The sequence below is a fragment of the Paenibacillus polygoni genome (genome assembly GCF_030263935.1).
Lineage (GTDB): Bacteria > Bacillota > Bacilli > Paenibacillales > Paenibacillaceae > Paenibacillus > Paenibacillus polygoni.
Window position 1 is genome coordinate 2,584,439 of the sequence record NZ_CP127162.1, and the last position, 21,861, is coordinate 2,606,299.

At 39.9% G+C, this 21,861-nt stretch carries 16 protein-coding genes, 15 tRNA genes, 1 rRNA gene and 1 pseudogene; 4 read left to right on the forward strand and 29 right to left on the reverse strand.

All coding sequences use genetic code 11. The features are described 5' to 3' along the window. Window positions 1–183: 183 nt before the first annotated feature. Window positions 184–1,056: a hypothetical protein gene (locus QPK24_RS12535; RefSeq protein ID WP_285741512.1), complete on the reverse strand. Its 873-nt coding sequence runs from the start codon at window positions 1,054–1,056 to the stop codon at window positions 184–186. A 738-nt stretch (window positions 1,057–1,794) separates the two neighbouring features. Here QPK24_RS12535 and QPK24_RS12540 point away from each other — a divergent pair. After that, window positions 1,795–2,109: a DUF2071 domain-containing protein gene (locus QPK24_RS12540; RefSeq protein ID WP_285741514.1), complete on the forward strand. Its 315-nt coding sequence runs from the start codon at window positions 1,795–1,797 to the stop codon at window positions 2,107–2,109. Window positions 2,110–2,134: 25 nt separating this feature from the next. Here QPK24_RS12540 and QPK24_RS12545 read toward each other — a convergent pair. Then, a protein-coding gene (locus tag QPK24_RS12545; protein ID WP_407082915.1) for an IS3 family transposase occupies window positions 2,135–3,285 on the reverse strand; the annotation gives its coding sequence in 2 pieces (ribosomal slippage) (window positions 2,135–3,024 and window positions 3,024–3,285; 1,152 coding nt in all). Between the two features lie 100 nt (window positions 3,286–3,385). Between QPK24_RS12545 and QPK24_RS12550 the strand changes: the two are divergent. After that, a pseudogene (locus QPK24_RS12550) lies at window positions 3,386–3,838 on the forward strand (DUF2071 domain-containing protein); the annotation flags it as partial. Window positions 3,839–4,125: 287 nt separating this feature from the next. Here the strand turns inward: QPK24_RS12550 and QPK24_RS12555 are convergent. The 19 genes from QPK24_RS12555 to rrf form a co-directional block, all read right to left on the reverse strand. Further along, the gene (locus QPK24_RS12555; RefSeq protein WP_285741519.1) at window positions 4,126–5,259 is read right to left on the reverse strand and encodes an ABC transporter permease; all 1,134 of its coding nucleotides are present in this window, start codon (window positions 5,257–5,259) and stop codon (window positions 4,126–4,128) included. Continuing rightward, the gene (locus QPK24_RS12560) at window positions 5,256–6,389 is read right to left on the reverse strand and encodes an ABC transporter permease (protein WP_285741521.1); all 1,134 of its coding nucleotides are present in this window, start codon (window positions 6,387–6,389) and stop codon (window positions 5,256–5,258) included. The genes QPK24_RS12555 and QPK24_RS12560 overlap by 4 nt, the downstream gene beginning before the upstream one ends. A 20-nt stretch (window positions 6,390–6,409) precedes the next feature. After that, window positions 6,410–7,342, reverse strand: coding sequence for an ABC transporter ATP-binding protein (locus QPK24_RS12565; protein ID WP_320416891.1), 933 nt, complete (start codon window positions 7,340–7,342; stop codon window positions 6,410–6,412). Between the two features lie 1,372 nt (window positions 7,343–8,714). Further along, a tRNA-Gly gene (locus QPK24_RS12570) sits at window positions 8,715–8,785 on the reverse strand. Window positions 8,786–8,794: 9 nt separating this feature from the next. Continuing rightward, window positions 8,795–8,868 (reverse strand) — tRNA-Pro (locus QPK24_RS12575). A 9-nt stretch (window positions 8,869–8,877) separates the two neighbouring features. Further along, a tRNA-Leu gene (locus QPK24_RS12580) sits at window positions 8,878–8,957 on the reverse strand. Between the two features lie 13 nt (window positions 8,958–8,970). Beyond that, window positions 8,971–9,047, reverse strand: a tRNA-Arg gene (locus QPK24_RS12585). An 89-nt stretch (window positions 9,048–9,136) separates the two neighbouring features. Continuing rightward, window positions 9,137–9,217 (reverse strand) — tRNA-Leu (locus tag QPK24_RS12590). Window positions 9,218–9,225: 8 nt separating this feature from the next. Next, window positions 9,226–9,301: transfer RNA gene (locus QPK24_RS12595), tRNA-Lys, on the reverse strand. Window positions 9,302–9,312: 11 nt separating this feature from the next. After that, window positions 9,313–9,387: transfer RNA gene (locus QPK24_RS12600), tRNA-Gln, on the reverse strand. Window positions 9,388–9,407: 20 nt separating this feature from the next. Continuing rightward, window positions 9,408–9,480, reverse strand: a tRNA-His gene (locus tag QPK24_RS12605). A 31-nt stretch (window positions 9,481–9,511) separates the two neighbouring features. Further along, a tRNA-Trp gene (locus QPK24_RS12610) sits at window positions 9,512–9,585 on the reverse strand. A gap of 6 nt (window positions 9,586–9,591) precedes the next feature. Further along, window positions 9,592–9,677, reverse strand: a tRNA-Tyr gene (locus tag QPK24_RS12615). A gap of 9 nt (window positions 9,678–9,686) precedes the next feature. Beyond that, window positions 9,687–9,762, reverse strand: a tRNA-Thr gene (locus QPK24_RS12620). A gap of 87 nt (window positions 9,763–9,849) precedes the next feature. After that, window positions 9,850–9,925 (reverse strand) — tRNA-Val (locus QPK24_RS12625). An 8-nt stretch (window positions 9,926–9,933) separates the two neighbouring features. Then, window positions 9,934–10,005 (reverse strand) — tRNA-Glu (locus QPK24_RS12630). Window positions 10,006–10,007: 2 nt separating this feature from the next. Further along, window positions 10,008–10,083 (reverse strand) — tRNA-Asn (locus QPK24_RS12635). A gap of 4 nt (window positions 10,084–10,087) precedes the next feature. Next, window positions 10,088–10,163: transfer RNA gene (locus QPK24_RS12640), tRNA-Ala, on the reverse strand. Between the two features lie 50 nt (window positions 10,164–10,213). Then, window positions 10,214–10,330, reverse strand: a 5S ribosomal RNA gene (rrf, locus tag QPK24_RS12645). A 616-nt stretch (window positions 10,331–10,946) separates the two neighbouring features. On the opposite strand from rrf, the gene QPK24_RS12650 reads away from it, so the two are divergent. Beyond that, complete coding sequence (locus QPK24_RS12650) at window positions 10,947–11,480, forward strand: copper amine oxidase N-terminal domain-containing protein (protein ID WP_285741527.1); 534 nt, start codon at window positions 10,947–10,949, stop codon at window positions 11,478–11,480. A 530-nt stretch (window positions 11,481–12,010) separates the two neighbouring features. Here the strand turns inward: QPK24_RS12650 and QPK24_RS12655 are convergent. The 8 genes from QPK24_RS12655 to QPK24_RS12690 form a co-directional block, all read right to left on the reverse strand. Next, complete coding sequence (locus tag QPK24_RS12655) at window positions 12,011–13,279, reverse strand: cytosine deaminase (RefSeq protein WP_285741529.1); 1,269 nt, start codon at window positions 13,277–13,279, stop codon at window positions 12,011–12,013. Then, window positions 13,248–14,525: a cytosine permease gene (gene codB, locus QPK24_RS12660; protein WP_285741531.1), complete on the reverse strand. Its 1,278-nt coding sequence runs from the start codon at window positions 14,523–14,525 to the stop codon at window positions 13,248–13,250. Before codB ends, QPK24_RS12655 begins: the two co-directional genes overlap by 32 nt. Window positions 14,526–15,057: 532 nt before the next feature. Then, on the reverse strand, window positions 15,058–16,029 hold the full coding sequence (locus QPK24_RS12665; protein WP_285741533.1) for a 3-oxoacyl-[acyl-carrier-protein] synthase III C-terminal domain-containing protein: 972 nt from the start codon (window positions 16,027–16,029) through the stop codon (window positions 15,058–15,060). A gap of 14 nt (window positions 16,030–16,043) precedes the next feature. Continuing rightward, window positions 16,044–16,403, reverse strand: a complete 360-nt coding sequence (locus tag QPK24_RS12670; protein ID WP_285741536.1) for a hypothetical protein — start codon at window positions 16,401–16,403, stop codon at window positions 16,044–16,046. Between the two features lie 263 nt (window positions 16,404–16,666). Continuing rightward, window positions 16,667–17,890 carry an RNA polymerase sigma factor gene (locus QPK24_RS12675; RefSeq protein ID WP_285741538.1) on the reverse strand — a complete coding sequence of 408 codons (1,224 nt, stop codon included), beginning with the start codon at window positions 17,888–17,890 and terminating at the stop codon, window positions 16,667–16,669. Window positions 17,891–17,994: 104 nt separating this feature from the next. After that, window positions 17,995–18,951: an IS30 family transposase gene (locus QPK24_RS12680; protein WP_285741540.1), complete on the reverse strand. Its 957-nt coding sequence runs from the start codon at window positions 18,949–18,951 to the stop codon at window positions 17,995–17,997. Window positions 18,952–19,116: 165 nt separating this feature from the next. Continuing rightward, the gene (locus tag QPK24_RS12685; protein ID WP_285741542.1) at window positions 19,117–20,289 is read right to left on the reverse strand and encodes an MFS transporter; all 1,173 of its coding nucleotides are present in this window, start codon (window positions 20,287–20,289) and stop codon (window positions 19,117–19,119) included. 141 nt (window positions 20,290–20,430) lie between these two features. Next, window positions 20,431–21,195: an MBL fold metallo-hydrolase gene (locus QPK24_RS12690; protein ID WP_285741544.1), complete on the reverse strand. Its 765-nt coding sequence runs from the start codon at window positions 21,193–21,195 to the stop codon at window positions 20,431–20,433. A gap of 139 nt (window positions 21,196–21,334) precedes the next feature. Between QPK24_RS12690 and QPK24_RS12695 the strand changes: the two genes are divergently transcribed. After that, the gene (locus QPK24_RS12695) at window positions 21,335–21,748 is read left to right on the forward strand and encodes an Lrp/AsnC family transcriptional regulator (RefSeq protein WP_407082916.1); all 414 of its coding nucleotides are present in this window, start codon (window positions 21,335–21,337) and stop codon (window positions 21,746–21,748) included. Window positions 21,749–21,861: the final 113 nt, after the last annotated feature.

The window sequence follows — 21,861 nt, forward strand, 5'->3', positions numbered from 1 at the left end:
AAAGAGACAATCGATTTGGTACTGCAGGTCAAATCACCTTATGTGGGCAAAGAAGTTGTAAGAAGGCCAATTGAACGAACTTGGCCCTTTTCATCTGAGGTGCTTACGAGTTTGAAATAAATCTAAAGGAGTTAGATGAATATTTGTTATTTTCAATATATCACAAAATGCAAAAGAGAGAGATTACCAAGAAGATAGTTCTGTACGTTTCCAGTTATTTTCGGCTACACAAACATATACATGGTCATCATCCCACGCCATCTGTCCCTGGCTACAGGCGCTACTAGACGATGCAGGAGTATACTTCTCGCGAATACGCAGTTTGTCCCCATTTATATCGAGCTTAGTGTCAGGATCATTCGTGCCAATCCCAATGTTACCATTAGTGCGTTGTATGCTGAGCGGGGAATCAACTACTTTACCATGATCGTCATAACGGATAAACTGCAGGTTGGATCCCGTATTATCGCCCGATTCTTGTGAACTATCTGCCCGCATGACCCATCTTGGTGTCGTCTCATTCTCCTTACCGGATACACTTAACTCAATATCTCTATTCGAACCTTTTTCCCCAGCTACTCGCAATACTCCGCTCATCACATTGAAGTTAGATGAATGAGTACGAATCTCGCTTATATCCGTATCGAATGGAATTTCCAATCGGGTGAACAGTTGGTTGGCATATTGGCCAGTCGGTGACATTGTCGTCTCGAACGAGATATGTTTATGATCGTGTTGCTCAGGATTGTTTGCCTTATCATGGGAAATAATTGCTGTCTTGTTCTTGCCAGCTTCGTCCACCCAGACTATTGCAGGCTTAGCTCTTTCTGCCGTCCATTGCAGCCGGATTAGGTCTGATTGATGGCCTTCCTGCTCAATCCATTTCTTATCCGTGGATAAATTTAGCCGATCATTGTGCGGAATCATAATGTCGTTACCATTTTGCACGGCTTGTCCAAGTGTTGTCTTTCCTCCCTGACTCTGCTCCGCACACCCTGCACCAAGCAAACAAACGCCCCCTAATATAACGGTTACTGCCAATTTCTTTAATTTCATTTCGTATGTTCCTCCAATGATCGATATGAATTGAGTTCATTTCGTATTTGTGTAAAAAAGACCTTGTCTGATCGTAGTACATACACCACGCTGCGTACACCCATTTCATCAAATTTCCCGGAAAAATGATTCTTTTTGTCTATAAAATTCTCGCTAAAAATTGTCGATGCCCTTAACTATAGGACTCACTTTCATATGAATTTCTTCAATAAAAATGGGAGTAATAATCAAATCAGTCATAGGACTAACGTCAGAATTTCGTAATCAGCTGGAGTCATTTTGACCCACGATAAACCTGTTCCTACTTTCTAAAAGCGTTTTGGATTTGCTCAGTCTGTAACCTTTAAAGAAGTTAGTTCATCCATTTATTTTAACTCGCTCAATGAGGATTCTAGCGAACAGCAACACAAAAAGCCGCGTATTATGTGATTCATAAGTCAATTAACATTTAATTTAATTCTTTTTTTCTTTTTTCTACTTTTTAGATTGGATGAAAACAATCCGCATGATTAAAGCACTATATATACTTGTTGCAGAATGAAGTGTTTTTCGCATTTTATATTTAGTATTCCTTCTATAGTTAATACTTGTTCTGACTGGGTTAATTATCATAGATGATATTCTGGCTGCTGCAAAAGCTGTTAGGTATGTTTCACCATCATCATTAAAATATAAATTATAAGAGCACCCTTTTTTTAGATTGAGGAAGCACTTCTGTTTTAGAAAGGAGTAATGAAAATGAATCCCAAAGAAATTTTATCTCACACAAAGCATCGGCCGTTTCCGATTCCAGAAGGGCCATGGCTGATGAAACAGGGATGGAATGATTTGTTATGCGCCCATTGGCCGGTACATACTGAAGATCTGCTCCCCCTCATTCCCCGCGGTCTGGAATTAGAACTTTGGGAAGGTAGACCATGGATTAGTTTAATCCCATTTCGCTTGTCTCCTTTACGCGTTCGCGGGGTACCTCCTCTTCCCTTTGTTAGTGATTTTCTTGAACTAAACGTTCGTACGTATGTGACTCGAAATGGTCATAGCCCCGTCAAGTAGACATTAAAAAAAGAGGATTTTCCATTTACGCGGCGACTTTTTCCCGGAATTCGATTGGGGAGAGGTCGCCGAGTTTGTTTTGGAAACGTTCCTTATTGTAAAATGAAATATACTCCGTAATTTGGCTTCTTGCTTGTTCCAGATTATTAGGCTTTTCCAAATACAGCTTTTCCGTCTTTAAGTGGGAAAAGAACGACTCGATACAAGCATTGTCATAGCAGTTTCCACGTCGGGAATGACTCCCTGTCAACTGCTTCTCTTCAAGCAACTTAGCATAGCTTTTCGAGGTATACTGAAACCCTTGGTCCGAATGGAGCAAAGAGGGTCCATCTTTTAGTTGCTGCACAGTGTCCATAACGAGTTTTAGGTCATTGCGCTCGGAGAGTTCCCAGGCTACTATTTCGTTGTTATATAAATCCATTACAGCCGAGAGATAAGCAAATTCATGCCCAATCCGGACATATGTAATATCTGTCACAAGCTTCTGCACAGGAGCAGTCGCAGAGAATTCCCGATTTAAGACATTAGGGAACAAGGCCGATGGTTTGCGGCCACAAAACGGACGTTTCTTGCGAATAACAGAACGAATCTGAAGTTCTCTCATTAAGCGACGGACCTTCTTGTGATTCACAACGAAGCCTTCTTTTCCTAAAGCAGTACGCATTCGCTTGTAACCGAAATACGGACGAATTCGATGAATGCTCAAGATGTGTGCCTTTAGATCTGCATCACGATTTGCTCGTTTCTCTCGATGAACTAAATTCTTCTTCCATTTATAGTAGCCTGCACGTGATATTTCAGCGATTCTACATAGCCAAACTACGGGAGCCACTTTGCTTATTTCTCGAATGGACTGGCACCGGGCTTCGAAATCCAGCTTCCCTCCCCGTGCAAGTTTGGATTTAGCTTTTTTAGATATTCTACCTGCGCTTTCAGATATGCATTTTCTTCTTCCGCACTACTAAAATGCTTCTTCGCCCAACGTCCCCGGTAATCCTCAAACCCCTCACCATTTTGGCATTTACGAACCCATGTGATAATCTGGCTCTCACTTTTGATTCCAAACTTCTCCATGATTCGACTGTACGTCCACCCTTCTTCTACTCGCAAACGGACAGCCTCTTTCTTCGTTTCTTCACTATATCGATTAAAAGTTTGACCTTTCTTCGCTGACATAACAAAAATCCCCTCCGGTTTTCCAGTGTTTGAGTTCATTGTAACATGTTCTCTTTTTTCACTGTCTACCATGAGGGGATAATACCAAAAGGGCAAACCGGGTATTTTCTTTTTTAATTTGGAAGCTTCCAGCAAACTTGCTGTAGCCGGAGCGCGTACGGCAGCTCACCTTCCGTACCATCATGCACAAATGTCTATTCGTTACGGTAATCAAGAATCAATTCATTATGAAAGTGTTCGTAAACATCAACTTGCAGGTGATGTAGCATTTCAAGGTACGTATAAACCTTTGAACGATGAGGTTGCCCATGCTAATCCCGGTTCACTTATTCATTGGTTAACTGAACGTTACTGCTTGTATACGGTAAGTTCGAGCGGAGAGATCCTAGTTGGTGATATTCATCATTTGCCATGGCCGATTCAAGAAGCGGAACTTCAAATAGATACGAATACGATGACGAATTATCATGGGATTGAGCTGGCCGCTCCTCCTTCAGTAGTGACCTATTCAAAACGACTTGAAGTTTTATTCTGGGCTCTAAAAAAATGCTAATCACGATTAGTTTCACAACATAAGGCTCTGTTTATAACATAAGCAGCTTAATCCATTATCCTTTTTTTAACATTAAAATATAGTTTATACTTTTCACCAATACAAAAACCCTTCAAGCTAACACCCTATTATTAAACAGGGGAGCATTACTTGAAGGGTTTTGATTTGTTACACATTCTAAGAATAGAGTAGTAATTGAAGTGAATTGAAGTGAATTGAAGTGAATCACAATGTCTATTTCGAGTGTCACTTCCAGTAAGTTTTACATAACATAGGATTATGTAAACTCATCTCACCTTTTCTGACTTAATTGTAAACGACACGATCAATAACAAAGCAGAGAAGCCAATTAAGTACGACAGTTCAAGAATGGCACCGTTTAAACCTTTTCCATACAACACCGTTTCCCCTGCTTGTAAAAACCAAGTTGTCGGCACAAAATCGCCGATTCGCTGCATAAAGTCTGGCATGATTTCTCTCGGCCAAAAACATCCACCAAGCATCAGCATCGGGATATTGACTAATGCCGTTAGCGAGCTCACCATCAGTGCACTTTTTGCAAATCTGCTGATTGTAACGCCAATGGCTACGCAAGCAAGAGCAAACGCAAGACAAACTGTCATGACTTCCAGTTGTTGAACCAGTGTTGATCCATAGGATATATCGAATATTTTCGGTAACAAACTGATTAATACGACAACCTGAATCGTTGAAACTAGGAAGCTTGCTATCATATGTTGTGAAAAATAACGAGAGCGTGTCAGCGGTGTTGCGGTGATCCGATCATAAACTCCAGTTAGCTTATCCTCCAGGATTAAGCTTGTGGAGAAGGTAATCAAGAATAGCATACCAAATGCAATATAACCTAGGGACATTACCGCCGTGTTTATGTCTTTTTCAGATTTTTCAGAAGTTCCAGTAGAGAAGCTCTTATATTCTGCAGCGAATGCATTCTTCTTATAAGCTTCCATCCCCTTATAGAAGGCATCTTCATTCCCGTTGGCAGCTGCCGCAATTTGTTTTGCTGAAGATATATAACTCGATACGTATACTTGAACGGGTCTCGCCACATTAGAAGCCTCAAGGGCATAGCTCAGAGCAGATACATCTTTTCCTTCAAGCATCTCCGCAGTGAACCCCGCTGGAAAGGTAAAAGTACTGTCTAATTTTTTGTTTACAATCAAGCCCTTTACATCATCACCAGGAGTCAGTAATGTTACATTGTATTTCTCCTGCATATCCGATATAAGATCCACTATGAATGGGGTTGAATCCTGGTCCAGTATGCCTACATTATATTTTGTATCTTTGGTTACCGTCGAAATCAAAAACATATTTAGCAGGATCGGAAGCACAAGCATAAATAAGATGTTTATTGGTTTCCGAAAGATCCGTTTGATGCTGTTAAATAAGATCGTCATGCTCTCTTCCTCCTTGAAACCACAATGCTGATTACCGCAAATAACAACGTGATAGCCAACATCTGTCCAATGTTTACAAAAGCAGAACCTAGCTCGTCGTTATATACAACGTTGAATATCGCTGATTTTGCATAGTAGCTTGGGGAAATTGCTGCGATAGCTCCAAAATCAATAATAATAAACCCGCCGATAAGAAAAGTGGATATAAGAGTTACAATATTGGCAAGGGTGTCAGCCTTTACGGAATCCTTTAAGATAATGGTCAATAGGCCACCAAGTGTCGTGGTTAATAACGAGAACACAAACACGATCAATACGATGACACCCAAGTTATTTCCCCAATCGACGTCATATACATACTTGGTAAACAGGATAATTACCATGCCCTGTAAGAAGGTAACTAAGGAAAGACCGATCGTTTTACCTAGATACTGTTCGAAAGGTTTAATCGGTGCTAGCTTGAGCCGATCACCCAGTGTACCCAAATAGTCCTCTCCCATTCCTGCAGCGCCATATTCCTGCCCACGCATTAGATACATCAGCAGCATTGCAATCGCATAATATCCCATGGCTGTAGCCGATTTAGAATCAGTTAGAGGTACTTCCTTCAGGCTAGTATCCGAATTCACTTGATCCATTTGCGAATTGCCTGACATGGTGGCGACTACCCCTACGGTATTCAGCCCATTAATCAGACTATCCACGACATTCCGTACCACCGTTGTATCAACACCGGAAGATTTGGCCAGATATACTTCCACTGTTTTACTTGATCCATCGGCTTCCCCTTGGCTTGAGAATCCTTCAGGAATATAGATAAACGCATCTGCCTCTTCCTTATTTAGAAACTCTCGTCCCTCATCAAGAGAAAATACGGGATCGAACTCCGCCAGTGAGCTAATATCTTCCGCACCGGTCATAGAGCTAATGAACATTTCTCCAAGTGGACCAGAATCTTCATTGCTATAAATGACCCTTACTTTTTCCAAAGAGGTAACATTAAATTGGTCTTTAAACGCAGTACCTAATATTAAAATAATTAACAAAAAACTGAGTAATCTAATGAAAATCGGTTTAGGGTCAATCAAGATCCGTTTTGCCGAATAAAAAATTTGAGTGAGTATATTCATCGTTTCATCACCGTCCCGGATTAGTCTCTCAGTTTTTTACCAGTCAACTGCAAGAATACCGTCTCCAGATTCGGTTTTTCCAGTGTCATGGACTTAATTTTAAATTCTTTTCGGATCAGATTTTCCATTATCCCCGTAAGAAACCGTTCCTCTTTTTCCAAGTGAATATCGAGCACTCCATTTATGTTGTTGCAGGCGGTGACACCTTCCAATTCTTTAATCAATGAAATGGCTGCGTCCGTATTCGATGCAAGCTCTAGACTTAAGCGAGTTCCCGTTGAAATGGAATCAATCAGCTCATCTATACTTCCGAGTGCAATCACTTTTCCAAAATCCATAATAGCGACTCGCTCGCAGATGGCCTCGATCTCTTCCATGTAATGTGTAGTATAGATGATGGTCATCCCATTTTGATTCATAATTTTAATCGATTCCAAAATATTATTCCTTGATTGGGGATCTACTCCAACCGTAGGTTCATCCATAAAAAGAATACGCGGCTTATGTACAATCGCACAAGCGATGTTCAGACGTCTTTTCATACCACCCGAAAATGTCTTTGCTATACCTTTTCTTCTGTCCCATAATCCAGTAAACTCAAGTGCTTCCTGTACGGATGTATGCAGCTCTTTGCCTCGAAGACCATATAACTTCCCCCAATATGTTACATTATCAATGGCGCTTAAGGTTTCGAAAAAAGCTAAGTCCTGCGGTACATAGCCAACCGACTGTTTAATTTCTTTTGCATGCTTGGAAAAATCCTTACCAAACATTTTCACTGTTCCATTGTTTATTTTTAACAAGCCCAGCAATGTGTTCATCGTTGTTGATTTGCCTGCGCCGTTGGGTCCGAGCAGTCCAAATATCTCACCTTCCTGGATACTGAGATTAACCCCGTCTACAGCTGTGTAATCTTTGTATCTTTTGACCAGACCCGTTACTTCTATGATCATCTTCATTCCTCCTCAAACATTTGATTATGTGATTAGATATCTGTAGCGATAAACAACAAGCGCGAGTGCCTCATGAATCATTGATGGGGACACTCGCGCACTTACGATTTCCATATGAATTTTTTAAATCCATCATAAGAAATCTAAAAAATTCCGTTTTCGTCTTATATTATGTGGCTATCCTTAAAATCCTTTTTGAATAATTGTTCATGCTGTTGCATTATAACACAAGAATATACAGTAAATAGTACTCAATGTTGATTCACACAAAAAACCTAATCCCCGCACTGTAATACGAAGAAAAGGTGACTTAGTTCCACATGATTTGATACCGTTGCCCGGTAAGAATATATCAAAATCACAATTAAATTTTTCTGAAATTTGATGTATTCAATTTTTTTAAACACCTATTTATCCCACATTTTAATCATTTCTACAATGTCATTAAATGTATTCTCAGCCTCTAAAGTAGAATGTAACTCAATAGCTAAAATTCTAATATTCATCCTAATCGTACACGTCCTTCTGTTTACGGGTACTGTCCATATATTTTCCACTAAAAAAGAAGTCTTTTACTTACGCCCTTTATTCGCTATGTTGCCTCACTCGCTCGGACAGAAATCTGTAATGTTCTATTCTTGTTAGATTTAGATTTATCGCAGTACACTAGGATATATTTCTTGGGTTATAAATAAATAGTAAGGTGTAAGATAATAAATCTTTACATCCGTACTAGTTTAAAATATTTGCTATTTTAAACTTATAGAGAGGTGTATTTGGTGGATATGTTCGAAGTATGTAAGTATGTTTATTATTATCTATTGTGAAATATTCATATAGTGTGTTTTTCATGTCATCGTATAAAAAGAACCCCAAGCCTATTAAATCCATTCTGAGGCTTGGGGTTTAAGGAATAGGGAAGAGTAAAAAAATGACTTATTGTACTATACGATCACTTTAAATAGAAGTCGATTTTCACTTCACTGTACTTTTTTAATTTCGAATACCATGGTTTACTTCTATCTTGACGCTGTATGTAAGAAGTAATTCAGTAAAAACAGGTCTATGTTCATTTGGATCTTCCATAGCAGTCACTTCTTCAATGAATTTATCTATTTCAGCTTCCTCGCTTTTAGGTGTGTATCGATATCTAGCCTGGAAAAGGAAAACCCGAGTAGATCATTACTTACGCTTCTGTAAAATCAGATAAATCAGGACTACTAGTAAAATGAACTACATTCTATTGATAGACATCAACTAACATCCGAGTGCAGTTCATAGCGGGTAATTTTTGTTTTGCGCGTGTCACACACTCATCTGACTAAATCCATAATAAAAACCCCTACGCTTTCGCAAAGAGGTTTATTCATGAAGCGGGTGATGGGAATCGAACCCACGCTATCAGCTTGGAAGGCTGAAGTTCTACCATTGAACTACACCCGCGTATAAATATCGGGATGACACGATTTGAACATGCGACCCCCTGGTCCCAAACCAGGTGCTCTACCAAGCTGAGCTACATCCCGATTTATAAATGCCGGTGAAGGGACTCGAACCCCCACGGTTTCCCTCACGATTTTGAGTCGCGCGCGTCTGCCAATTCCGCCACACCGGCTTGTTAAAAAAAATGGCGCGCCCTGAGAGATTCGAACTCCCGGCCTTTTGATTCGTAGTCAAACGCTCTATCCAGCTGAGCTAAGGGCGCAAAAAATATAAAAGCAGACAACGGAAATCAGCGGCTCTTGCCTTGGCAAGGCAAAAGTCTACCGCTGACCCATGTCCGCAATGAAAGGATGCGCGTGAAGGGACTCGAACCCCCACGTCAAAGACGCTAGATCCTAAGTCTAGTGCGTCTGCCAATTCCGCCACACGCGCATATATCATGGTGAGCCATGAAGGACTCGAACCTTCGACACCCTGATTAAAAGTCAGGTGCTCTACCAACTGAGCTAATGGCTCGTACTAAAAAATGGCTGGGGATATAGGATTTGAACCTATGCATGACGGAGTCAAAGTCCGTTGCCTTACCGCTTGGCTAATCCCCAACAGCGATAAGTTGTACAAGGGCGATCGATGGGACTTGAACCCACGAATGCCGGAGCCACAATCCGGTGCGTTAACCCCTTCGCCACGACCGCCATATATCATTATTCTATACAATTAGAAAATTGGCAGGGGCAGCAGGAATTGAACCCACACCAACGGTTTTGGAGACCGTTGTTCTACCTTTAAACTATGCCCCTAAAAACTGGTGGAGGATGATGGATTCGAACCACCGAACCCGTAAGGGAGCAGATTTACAGTCTGATGCGTTTGGCCACTTCGCTAATCCTCCATATGAAACTGGTGCCGGCGAGAGGACTTGAACCCCCAACCTACTGATTACAAGTCAGTTGCTCTACCAGTTGAGCTACACCGGCTAATTAATACGATTATACCATACACCCCATATTGGGAGCTAGAATAAATTTGATGAATTCACAGGATTTCGTCCTGCTTCAATTGTATGGTGGAGATTGAGGGGATCGAACCCCCGACCCTCTGCTTGTAAGGCAGATGCTCTCCCAGCTGAGCTAAATCTCCATATCAAATGACCCGTAGGGGATTCGAACCCCTGTTACCTCCGTGAAAGGGAGGTGTCTTAACCCCTTGACCAACGGGCCGCTGGCTCCCCGAACAGGACTCGAACCTGTGACAACTCGATTAACAGTCGAGTGCTCTACCAACTGAGCTATCAGGGAATAGTGGTGGAGCCAAGCGGGATCGAACCGCTGACCTCCTGCTTGCAAGGCAGGCGCTCTCCCAGCTGAGCTATGGCCCCTCATCGTTAAAATAAATGATTCAGTAAAAATATAACCTAAAAGGTTAACTGCTTGGCGGCGTCCTACTCTCCCAGGACCCTGCGGTCCAAGTACCATTGGCGCTGGAGGGCTTAACGGTCGTGTTCGGGATGGGTACGTGTGGAACCCCTCCGCTATCGCCACCAAACAATGATTTTTGCGCTGTGATATCTTCAGTGAACACTCACCAGCAAAATATCAGACCTTAGAAAGGACATTCAGCTTAAAATCTGTCAGAAAATCCTTACCGGATTTATAATTTATCATATTTCAAAAACATATTCAACTAGTAATAAAAACCATCGATCAATAAATTAAATATCTTTAATTACTGCATCATATGCACATTGTAAATGTCTCTTTCTTAAGAGGACATAAATAATATATCATATTGAATAGAGCTATTCTAATAGTAAATCACCCCTTTTATTCATGAGAAATAGGGTATCGCACCCTCCAAATCATCACTGTCCTCATTGATCATCTTTCATTTATCATCTCACTTAAAAATAGTCTCATATTTTAATATCAACTTTCAAAAGATAACTATATAGAATGATAAACAATATTTCTAATGTAGAAGTTTTTCGTATAGTGAAACCAAATAATGTAACTACAATCAAATTTATAACGTCTTTCATTATATACATTTACAAATGGAGGCGATAAAAATAAAGAAGAAACTATTCATCTCACTTTTTGTGGTTGTTTTTTCTCTTAGCATAATGGTTGGTTTAGCTTTTGCTAAGGTGAACATTAGGATCGTGGTTAACGGTCAACAAGTTAATTCAGATGTAGCTCCTCAGATCGTCAATAACCGAGTAATGGTGCCTATAAGTATGGTAGCAGAGGCATTAGATGCGAATGTAGGTTGGAACCAAAAGAATCAAACGGTAACTATCAATGACAAATCGATACCTTCTCAGGAAGATATATGGAAACAAGATCTTGATTTCATTGGTAGTGGTTGGGCAAGTCTTAAAAACATTATTGGAACATTTATGATTGGTTACGATGAAAGAGATGATGCATTAATTAAATCAGTATCAGTGGAAGGTTATGATAAGTTACCTATAGGTGGAATGTACCCAGCGATTATGGACTATAAAATTGTTGATGCACAGGAATTAACTCATTCCTTAAAAGTTAGAGTGAAAGTTATTCTATATGAAGATATTTTAAAAGGAGAAATATGGGATTTTGTAATAACTAAACGGAAAATTGAAACTATGAAAAAAGTAGACTTTTTCAACGTCGATGAATATACAGTTTTCCCAGGTCTTTCGTATTCAAAATAAGTCCTTTTATTTACCCAAATGATCGACTATGTAATTCTCTCTTCTTAGTTGTAAGAAAGGTTGTGGAAAGTTGAACAGTAAATTTTTATCGAGTTTTTTATTAAGTTTTGTTTATGTAATCGTTTTTTATTTTGGTGCATATGGCTTGATGTTACTCGGTATGATCGATGATGGTTTCTTTATATTAAATCATGTATTTGTTGGTTTTTATCAATGGCTTTACTTGGTACCACTTATCATTTACCAAAAAAAGAAAAACAGAGTATTTACAGGTTACCTTATAGGCGGATTATGTCTCACTTGTTTAAACATCGCGTTGATTGTATGGATATTTTTAGACCCCTCAAAATTCTTTTAAGTTAGCCATTAAAAAATGACATAGCAGATAATATAAATTTATTATTACAAAAAACCCCCTCATGTATGCAGGAAGAGTTCGCGGTATACGTTCTCTTTTCACCCTGTATACAATGCGGGGGTTTAAAGTTAATGAAGCAAGCAATGCTTGATGCATCGCTTGCTTCATTTAATTATTTATTGAAAGTGACTTTTTCCAAACCATTCTCAAGAATGATTGACGTGTCCCTAGGTTTTGTTTCGGCAATTTTGCGGCCGCCTCTGAAAGAATAAAGCACTGCAGCTTGTTTACGGATCGCCTCATATTCATTCTCTGCTTCAAGAACGATGAAGTTCGCTGGTTTACCTTCTTCAATACCGTACATATCTTCAATATGCAGGGTTCTTGCACTATTTTTCGTAATAAGATCAATTGAATTCACGATTTGATCGTAACCAAGCAGCTGAGAAGCATGGATACCCATGTGCAGTACTTGAAGCATGTTGCCTGTACCAAGCGGATACCATGGATCAAAGATATCATCGTGTCCGAAGCACACATTAAGCCCGGCTTCTTGCAGCTCTTTGACGCGAGTCAGCCCTCTTCTTTTCGGATACGTGTCGAAACGTCCTTGCAAGTGGATGTTGACCAGCGGATTGGATACGAAATTCAGGTCCGCCATCTTAAGAAGTCTGAACAATTTATAAGTGTAAGCATCATTATAAGATCCCATTGCCGTCGTGTGGCTTGCTGTTGTCCGGGAACCTAAGCCGCGTTCGTAAGCTTCTTTAGCTACAACTTCTAAGAAACGGGATTGTTCGTCATCAATTTCATCGCAGTGAATATCGATAAGACGGTCATATTTTTCAGCAAGGTCAAATGCAACCTTCATTGAATCCACGCCATATTCTCTCGTAAATTCGAAATGAGGGATACCGCCGACCACGTCAACGCCCATCTTCAGCGCCTCTTCCATTAGTTCCACGCCGTTCGGGTAGGAGTGAATACCTTCCTGTGGGAATGCAACAAGCTGAATGTCAACATAGGGTGCCATTTCTTCTTTCACTTCGAGCATTGCTTTAACAGCGGTGAGACTTGGATCGGTCACGTCTACATGTGTCCGTACATGCTGAATACCTTGTGCGACCTGCCATTTTAGTGCTGTTTTGGAACGTGTTTTAACGTCTTCATGTGTCAGGAATGCCTTACGTTCAGACCAACGCTGAATCCCTTCAAACAATGTCCCGCTCAAATTCCATTCCGGCTCGCCTGCTGTTAACGTTGTATCCAGATGAATATGAGGTTCAATGAATGGCGGCAGCACAAGTGCACCGCTCACGTCAAGAACTTCCTCATTCGTTGTCGTGTCCAAAGATTGTGTGATTTGCCCAAACTTCCCGTCTTTCACGACAATATTCCATAATCCTTCTTTACCCCGCAATTTTGCGTTCTGTATAATCATTTAAATTCCCCATTTCTTTGGATTCTTTCGCAGGAACGACCAGCATTAAAACGATGTAAGCTGCTGCCGTACCGATTAGTGCGTTTAGTGGTGTAATTCCTGGGGCCAGCTGAGCAAAGGCTACACCGATTGCCCATGCAACCATCGCTACCCAGTTTACATTTTTGAATGTCATTTCGGCAAATGGCTTATAGTTTCTACGCTTCACAACAAAGTAGTCTGCAATAATGATGGCCCCGATCGAAGGAATCGCTGCGCCGAGCACATTCAGGAAACCAACAAAGTTGTTATACATCCACATAGCAAATACGGTACCCACGATGCCGTTAACAATAACGAAGAACTTTTTCGAAATTTTAGTGATATTTGCAAAACCCAGCCCGGAAGCGTATAGGGCGTTATCGTTCGTCGTCCAGATATTCAGTCCCAAAACGATGATCGCTGGAAGGATCAACCCCTGCAGGAACATAACCTCCGAGATATCTGACAGGTTATAAGCCATTGCGCCGACTGCTCCGAACAAGAACATAAGTGAGTTACCTAAGAAGAAAGAAATAACTGTCGCAGTCACTGCTTGTTTAGATGTTTGAGAAAAACGCGCAAAGTCTGGCGTCAACGTACCGCCGCTAATGAATGATCCAATACAAATCGTTAGTGCCGCTGCCACGGTAATCGACTCTGTCGGCATGTAATCTAACAAGCCTTGAAAACCGCCCAGCGTGTCTACTCCTTCAAATACAGAGTAACCGCCAAGAATGGCAATAGCGGGAACCGCAATATATCCAAGAATAACGAGTGACTTGATACCGAAAATAGCTGTTGCTGTCATTGCTAAACCAAATATGAAAATTAAAAGATACACGTTCCAATCCATCGCTTTAGCGACGGGTACAGCGAACATCGCCACACCAACACCGAACCATCCTACCTGTGTAAATCCAAGCAAGAACGAAGGCAGGTATGAACCTTTCCCACCAAACGAATATTTGGCCAACAAGTGTGTGGAAAGACCTGTTTTAGCAGCAATATGTGCCAGTGCTCCGGTATAAATACCTAAAATCAAGTTACCCCCAAGCACAATTCCCATGAACTGCATAAACGTCAAACTGACTCCGAGCGTCCCCCCTGCCAGCATACTAGCCGAGAAGAAAGTGAATGCTAGCATTACTGAAAACGTCTTTCTAAAATTGTTTCTTTGCGTCTTTGGCACCTCTTGCCATGAAAACTCTTGATCGTGTTTACTCATCAGAATACCCCCAGGTTAAAGTCTCCTGATACCAAAAAGCAGAAAAAAGAGGCTACTCGTCAAGTTTCAAACTGACAGGTAGCCTCTTTTTCACATCATAATCCGCGCGAAGATGCAGAGCATCTCCTAACGGACTATGCCCTGATTCTCGCGTGATTATAAAATCCGCTGCCCTTGTCAGCCTCTCTGGACTGAATTAAAGGTACCCGTATTCAATTACATTCTATTATTTTTGAAATCTACTTGAATGTCAATGGTATTATTATCCTTACGTAATTTGAAAAATGCATTTCTAAATAGAGGGAGTAAAAAGGGAATTAACTCGTTATTAGATGAGATGGAGATACTATCTAACTATTAAACGTCTAAGTAACAGGATTACTATGGAATCAGTGATTTTTTACATGGAAGTTGTTTGGGTTGCACAACAAAGAGGCTCACACTGATTCGGAGAGCCTCTTGTTTTCTGCTATTTTCATTTGCTTGTTAACGTAAAAGAACGACTACTAACATAAAATAACTGCTGCACTTTTTATAATCTTGCTAATAATCCGCAGGAAGTAAAACCTGCTCCAACCGACCACATGATATGGTGATCCCCTTGCTTAAGCTTCCCATCTTCAATTGCATGATACAGGGCAAGGAATGGACTTGTTGTTCCCGTATAAGCATATTTGTTACCTACATAGGTGAACTTTGATGAGTCTTCTTCTAATGCTTCTGCTAAGTAAGCAATCTTTGTTGAGAGGACCTGAGAAATTGAATAATGGGTGATGGCATCTTTAGTAAGATCATGATCTTTTAAAAGATCATTTATTACAGCGGGTGCCTTAGCAAACATACTATCCACTTTATAGGAATCGGACACTCTTGTTTGAATTACTTTTGAATTCTTAAATCCATGCTCAGGTAATACTAAATCTTCCGGTCTTTCAGAATGGGTAATATAAGAAGAATCAATTAAACCGTACCCGTCTTCTTCTACTCTTTCTAGAATAACAGCACATGCTGCGTCACCGCTTAAACCTATATGTACCAAGTTCTCAGGCTTATAGAAGTTGCCTACTTGCTCACTTCCTACGATAAGCGCGTATTTCATTTTTGGATTATGTAACATTGCTCTACTTACTTGATCATATGACACAACCATACCTGCACAATTCGCGTTCTGATCATAGATAGCACATTGATCTTTACCACCAATTGCTTTATGAATAAAAGCTGCATCGGTAGGTATATTGTACTCGTGAGTACCGGACGATATGGTTATCAGATCTAGCTGCTCACCACTCATATTTGCTGCTTTTAGTACTTTTTTAGCTGCTTCAATCGCCATCGTTACGGTGGTTTCTTGTTCATCTGCTAGATATCTATTATCTCTTCCTAAATGGGCCCACATCCCAAGAAGTCTTTCTCGATCGGGTGAAGAAGAAGCCACTTCCTCATTCGTATATGAATTCTCTGGATGATATACTGCAATCTGTTTTAATCTAACACTGGGCAATCAAAACACACTCCTTATAATCCTAGAATTGCTTTAGCTTCTTCTGTTGTTTTTACAAACTGACCTGTAAACCCTTCTACTTTTTTAGCCGTATTATGAAGCTGAATGTTAACAATTGCTTTCTTAGCTTCTACCATAATGCATCTTCCAAATTTAGAGTAAATCTCATAACACTCTGCTAAAACCGGTAGAATCTCTTGTTTAAATACAGCTAGATTCGTAGAATCAATAACAATTGTCTGATTTGCAATGTGTGGACCTAAAGTAGCTTTCAAGTCAGCAACCTTCTGATTGGTTAACTCTAAACTGGCGAACCCTTCAAGATCTACCCAAATAATATTACCTTCATTATAAAACTTTGTCGTTGCTTCCATTTTTAACATCTCCTTTTGATTTTTTCTAATATGAGATATCACCGACGGGCTTTTTTTAGCCTACCTCCTTAAAAAAAGAACTTTTTTTCAATATTTGGTCATACAGAGAGGTTATCGGCATTTTTTAGTTTAAAGTGAAGATATTGTATGCAAAATTGCTAATTATGTATGCTACAAACGGATTAATGGATGAGCATGAGGAACTTTCTTTATTTTTCACAGAAAAAAAGCCCGGCTCATAGCCAGGCTCAAGGTTACTAAAATTACAGTTTGATATATTCTACCCACTGCTTATACAGTTCCGGCTTGGTACACTTAAAAATCCCTTCAAAATCATGAGGATTTCGGATTACTTTGTTTAAAGCATCTATGCCGTATCGATCCATCACAAATTCCACCATCATATAAGAGAATTGAAATCCTTTCATCGTTTCAAAGTCCCAGGTATCGTTATCTAAATCATCAAAAGAAGGGATCGCCAAATGGCGAATGGCATCTTCCGTTGAACTTTTTATATACTCTTTGGTCATCTGCTTGGCCTCGTATCCGCCTATTCCCTGTCTGATCCATTTGGGAGCCGAAGGATTAATATCTTCGATTAACCACATGGTAAATAAATGGACCACTCCTTTTAAAATAGACTCATAGGTATGATCAGGTCCCGGGTTTAGAGGAGATACTATTTTCAGAATATGACCTTCATACGTTCCCATAAACCAATCCGGTGCACCTGGTTCGCCGACTGCATGATGGAATGCTTGCAGGTCGGGATAGATTTCAATAACGATTTTACGAGAAGGCTGGTGATTGTACTTGGTTGTCACTCGTTCCACATTTATCTTTAATTCATCAAATAAGTCTTGATGTACCTTATTTAGACGTTCATTTGTACCTTGACTGTCACCCTTATTAACAATGGAAATCATATCCTGAATAGACATGATGGCAATGTCCCCCCATTCATTCAATTCTTTTCTTAATTTTTCTAAAGCTCGGTATAATCGGTTCTTCACTGCACTCTCGCGCAGTCCAACGATTTTAGATATTTCAGACAAGGTGCAATCTACAAAAAAACGCAGTGCAATAATTTCCTGGTCAAGCTCACTCAGTTTCCTTAACGCAGAACTAATATCAATTCGAATATCCACATGTTTCGTAAATTCAAGAGAGATTGACTGCGATTCATAATCTGTAAAATCAAATGGTGATTCTTTTTGCCGTGATAACCTGCGATATTCGTTCTTCACTGTATTCTGAGCAATCTTAAAGATCCAAGTGAACAAATGAGCGTTGCCTTTAAAGCGGTGAAAGTTCTCGACAGCTTTTAAAAATACCTGTTGTGTCAAGTCATCTGCAGCCATGGGATTCACTTTCAGTGCGAAATATTTGCGAATTCTCTCACGATACTGCTCATACGTGTGATCGAAACTTGTATTGCGATCCTGTTCATCCGGATAAACAGAAGTGTTGTCATGAGCTCCTGACATGGTGTGAACCTCCTCTTGATTTACATTTAATTAGACACCGGCGGGAGCCAAAAAGCCACGTATAAATAAAAAATAATTTTATGCTTTATATATAAGACGGATTGTCAATCCAAGTGCGACACTTCTTCTTCAAATGATTCGTGAGCAGTTTTCCATCCCAAACATTTCCTTGGTCTGTTGTTAATAAGTTGGAGGGCGTGTTCTAATTCTTCCTCGGTCACCTTTGCAAAGTCCTTTCCTTTTGGGAAGAACTCTCGAAGGAGCCCGTTTCCATTCTCATTGGAGCCTCGTTGCCATGAGGAATAAGGATCTGCAAAATATACCGTCATACCGTGTGACTCTTCCAATTCACGAAAGCACGCGAACTCTTTACCACGGTCTACGGTAGCTGTCTGGAAGGTTTGGGCAGGGTACTGTGCAGCAACTACACCAATAGCAATTTCCATTGATAATGAAGTGCGATCTGGCATTTTAATAGCAGTGTATAGCCTTGTTTTTCGCTCGATACATGTAGCGACACAAGCCTTACTTTTTCCTCGGCTGGAGACGACCGTGTCCAGTTCCCAGTGTCCAAAGGTTTCACGGGAACGAATCTCTTTAGGCCGTTGTTTGATAGAAGTGCCTACGAGGAAGCGACCTCGTTTTTCTTGGGGTTTTTGTCTTTTTCCTTTGTGTCTTAACTGCTGAACGGTGTTACGAATCATACGTCCTTGATAAAGCCAGCGATAGATCGTTTTGAACGAAACCATGGGCTCTCCTTTCAGTCTATAACGCATAGAGATTTGCTCAGGAGACCAGGTTTCGTGAAGTCGCTGTTCAATTTCTTTTCCGAGTGTCTCCGTCCATTTTTCTCTAGGTTTCTGAGCTTGGCGAAGATGCTTATAACGATGCTCTGATGCTACCGCTTGATAACCATTTAGGCTTTGATTTTTCCTCAGTTCCCGGCTGATCGTGGAATGATGACGATCCAATTCGCGAGCAATGGCTCGGGCGGACAGCCCCAGTTGATGTAATACTTCTAGTTTACTGCGTTCAATTATGCTAAGATGTGTGTAGCTCATGGCGGATTCTCCTTGTAGGTGTTGTGTGGTAACTCCATTCTACACGAATCCGGCCATGGGCCATTTTTAATTTTGAACTAGGTGTCGCACTTCATATTACAATCCGTCATAAAGAAAAAACACCCTGAAATTCACAGGATGTTTTGTTTGTTTTAGTTAAATCCTTTAGTTTTGAATTTTACGTTCTTTCCTTCCATACAACAGGTAATATAGGAAAAGTGTTGCTAATACAATGAACCCGAGTGTTACATATAAACCATCATATCCTGTCGCTGGAATGAGTAATCCAAGAATAGAGGGGCCAAAACCGTTTCCTAAATCATAAAATATAAAAAAAGTCGCAGTTGCTAAGCCAACTCTGTGCGGTTCAGCTAAACTGATTGCTAGAGCCTGAGATATGGATGAAATATTACCAAACCCAAGAGCTACTAAAGCTCCTGCCAATAACAAAATAGCACTGCTAGAAGCAGAACCTAAGAAGAGCATTCCTGCGCCATAAACAATAAGAGCCGGATATATGATGATGTTTGCTCCTTTTTTGTCCATCAAACGTCCTGTAAAAGGTCGTGATATCAAGACAAATACAGTATAGATCATAAAGAAAAAACTTGCTGCTTCTATTAGCCCTAATTCCAAAGCATAAACATTCAAATAGGAAACGATACCTGAAAAACAAAATGCCATTATAAACATAATAATTCCTATTGGTATCGCTTTAGGCTCAATAAAGTCAGAGACTTTCAATCCTTTTTCTTTCTTTATCGTTGCCTTATTCGTTACAGAAAACTTCACAAAAATTCCGATGACTACATTTATAATTCCTAGGATCAGTGAGAAAATGAAAATCATATTTAAATTTGCGTTTTGGCTCATATTCAAACCAATAAATGGACCAATTCCCGTGGCCAGTGCCGTACTAATTGCAAAGTAACTAATCCCTTCCCCTTTTCGTGAAGCAGGAAGGTTAAGTACGACAACTGTACTTACAACCGTAGTTATTATACCTAATGTGATCCCGTTCAAAAAACGACTTAAGATGAGAAAACCAATGTTAAAATGAACAAAGTAAAGTAATGTTGTTAAAATGAAAAAAAGTAACGAGGTCATCAAGATTTTTTTGGTTTGTACAAGACGTCCTGTAAATAAACGTCCTAATAAGGAACCAATAATAAAGATCCCTGCTATAATTCCCGCCTCGCCGGTAGATGCATTAAATTCTTGAATTGAATATAGCGTAATCGTCGCGTTTAATAAAAAGAAAATTAATGTCATAAAGAAATTGATTAACGAAAGAATAATAAAATTTTTCGTCCAAAGTTTCGTGTTTATCTGACTCATCGTTGTTCTCCTGCCTACCTTATTAATTCGGTAAATAAATAGATTCTTAATTTCACAAATAAATCGAGACCCTTCAAGGGCCCCGATTTATTTGGTCACTGGTCTTTACAGCGACTCATATTCCTCACGTCGTCGTGGATATTAAAAAGTGTACGATTCTCCGTCTTCGGGGATGAATAAACGGGAGGAAAACCTTTTTTCTTCTCCAAAGCGTTTCAGTTCTTTTCTAGATAGTGTCCAGTGGTTAACTGCTTCCATGTGTACAGCGATAATGTTGGCGTTGGGAGCTGCCTTATGCACCTCATAAACATCTTCTTTGCCCATGATAAGTGAACCCATATCATTCCAAACATTATCGCCAGCGTTCAAGACGATAATTTCGGGATTGTGGGAATCGATTTCTTTTTGGACACCGTCATACCATACTGTATCTCCAGCTATGTATAATGTCTTCTCGTTGGCATGTTTAAATACAACACCACACACCTGCCCCATCCTTTCTAACAATTCTTCCCCTCTACCGTGCTCACCTTGTGTTTTAATTAATTGAATACCCTCAAAAATCGTATCTTCAGCAAGTGTTTCTACTTGTTCAAAACCGTCGTTTTTAACTTGAATAGCATCCTGTTCGTTCTGTACAAAAACTTTAATACCTTTTGGAAGCATTTCTTTTGCTATATCATCGTAATGATCTAGATGCAAATGTGTCAGTATTACCGCATCGATATCTTTGATGATATCGTCAACTGACATCGGCAGATCGATTATAGGATTTCTGATGTCCTCTCTGATCCCTGCCAAAAATGGAGGATACAGACCTTTGTCCGCGAGCAGTGGATCAATCAAGAATTTTTTACCTGCATAATGGACAATGATTGTCGCATTTCGAATTTGTTGAATGAACATGTGAAAGTAAATTCTCCTTTTGTTATCTGTTTTGTTTCGCAACAAAGTTCAGTTTATACTAGATGCTACGTTCAATTACACAGATTAATTAAAGTGTATTGACCTTTTCACTTTATTTTTTAAAGGAGATGCGCCAGATTTGGATCAAACGGATAAACGAATTATTGAAGAGCTAAGTCAAAATAGCCGAATTACAATGAAAGAACTAGGGGCAAGAGTTCACCTCACTGGTGCCGCAGCAGCAGCCCGTGTGGAGAAACTAGAAGATACGGGAGTTATAGAGGGGTACAGCATTAAGGTTAACCAAACAAAATTAGGTTGTTTTACGTATGCATTTCTTAACATTTATATAAAAAGCACACACCACCAACCATTTCTTTCATTTATTCAAGAAAAAAGAGAGCATATCCTCAATAATTATAAAATAAGCGGTGATGGTTGCTATCTGCTTGAATGCAGGTTTCCAAGTAATGAATCATTGAACCAATTTTTATTAGATTTAAATAATTACGCCAACTACAAATTATCTATTGTGATTGATAAAACCTTGTAGGAAAGAACCTAAACAGCGGTTTTAGACAAGTTAGATATTAGTAGGAATCTGTTCATTAAAAAAAGGAAGCCAATTTGTATCCGATGGCTTCCTTCATATTTTTATTTCTTCTT

What these genes read in the sequence shown, in the direction of transcription:
- QPK24_RS12535 (WP_285741512.1), bottom strand. Translation starts at nt 1,056, where the DNA reads ATGAAATTAAAGAAATTGGCAGTAACCGTTATATTAGGGGGCGTTTGT.
- QPK24_RS12540 (WP_285741514.1), top strand. Translation starts at nt 1,795, where the DNA reads ATGAATCCCAAAGAAATTTTATCTCACACAAAGCATCGGCCGTTTCCG.
- QPK24_RS12555 (WP_285741519.1), bottom strand. Translation starts at nt 5,259, where the DNA reads ATGACGATCTTATTTAACAGCATCAAACGGATCTTTCGGAAACCAATA.
- QPK24_RS12560 (WP_285741521.1), bottom strand. Translation starts at nt 6,389, where the DNA reads ATGAATATACTCACTCAAATTTTTTATTCGGCAAAACGGATCTTGATT.
- QPK24_RS12565 (WP_320416891.1), bottom strand. Translation starts at nt 7,342, where the DNA reads ATGATCATAGAAGTAACGGGTCTGGTCAAAAGATACAAAGATTACACA.
- QPK24_RS12655 (WP_285741529.1), bottom strand. Translation starts at nt 13,279, where the DNA reads ATGATTATACAGAACGCAAAATTGCGGGGTAAAGAAGGATTATGGAAT.
- codB (WP_285741531.1), bottom strand. Translation starts at nt 14,525, where the DNA reads ATGAGTAAACACGATCAAGAGTTTTCATGGCAAGAGGTGCCAAAGACG.
- QPK24_RS12670 (WP_285741536.1), bottom strand. Translation starts at nt 16,403, where the DNA reads ATGGAAGCAACGACAAAGTTTTATAATGAAGGTAATATTATTTGGGTA.
- QPK24_RS12675 (WP_285741538.1), bottom strand. Translation starts at nt 17,890, where the DNA reads ATGTCAGGAGCTCATGACAACACTTCTGTTTATCCGGATGAACAGGAT.
- QPK24_RS12680 (WP_285741540.1), bottom strand. Translation starts at nt 18,951, where the DNA reads ATGAGCTACACACATCTTAGCATAATTGAACGCAGTAAACTAGAAGTA.
- QPK24_RS12685 (WP_285741542.1), bottom strand. Translation starts at nt 20,289, where the DNA reads ATGAGTCAGATAAACACGAAACTTTGGACGAAAAATTTTATTATTCTT.
- QPK24_RS12690 (WP_285741544.1), bottom strand. Translation starts at nt 21,195, where the DNA reads ATGTTCATTCAACAAATTCGAAATGCGACAATCATTGTCCATTATGCA.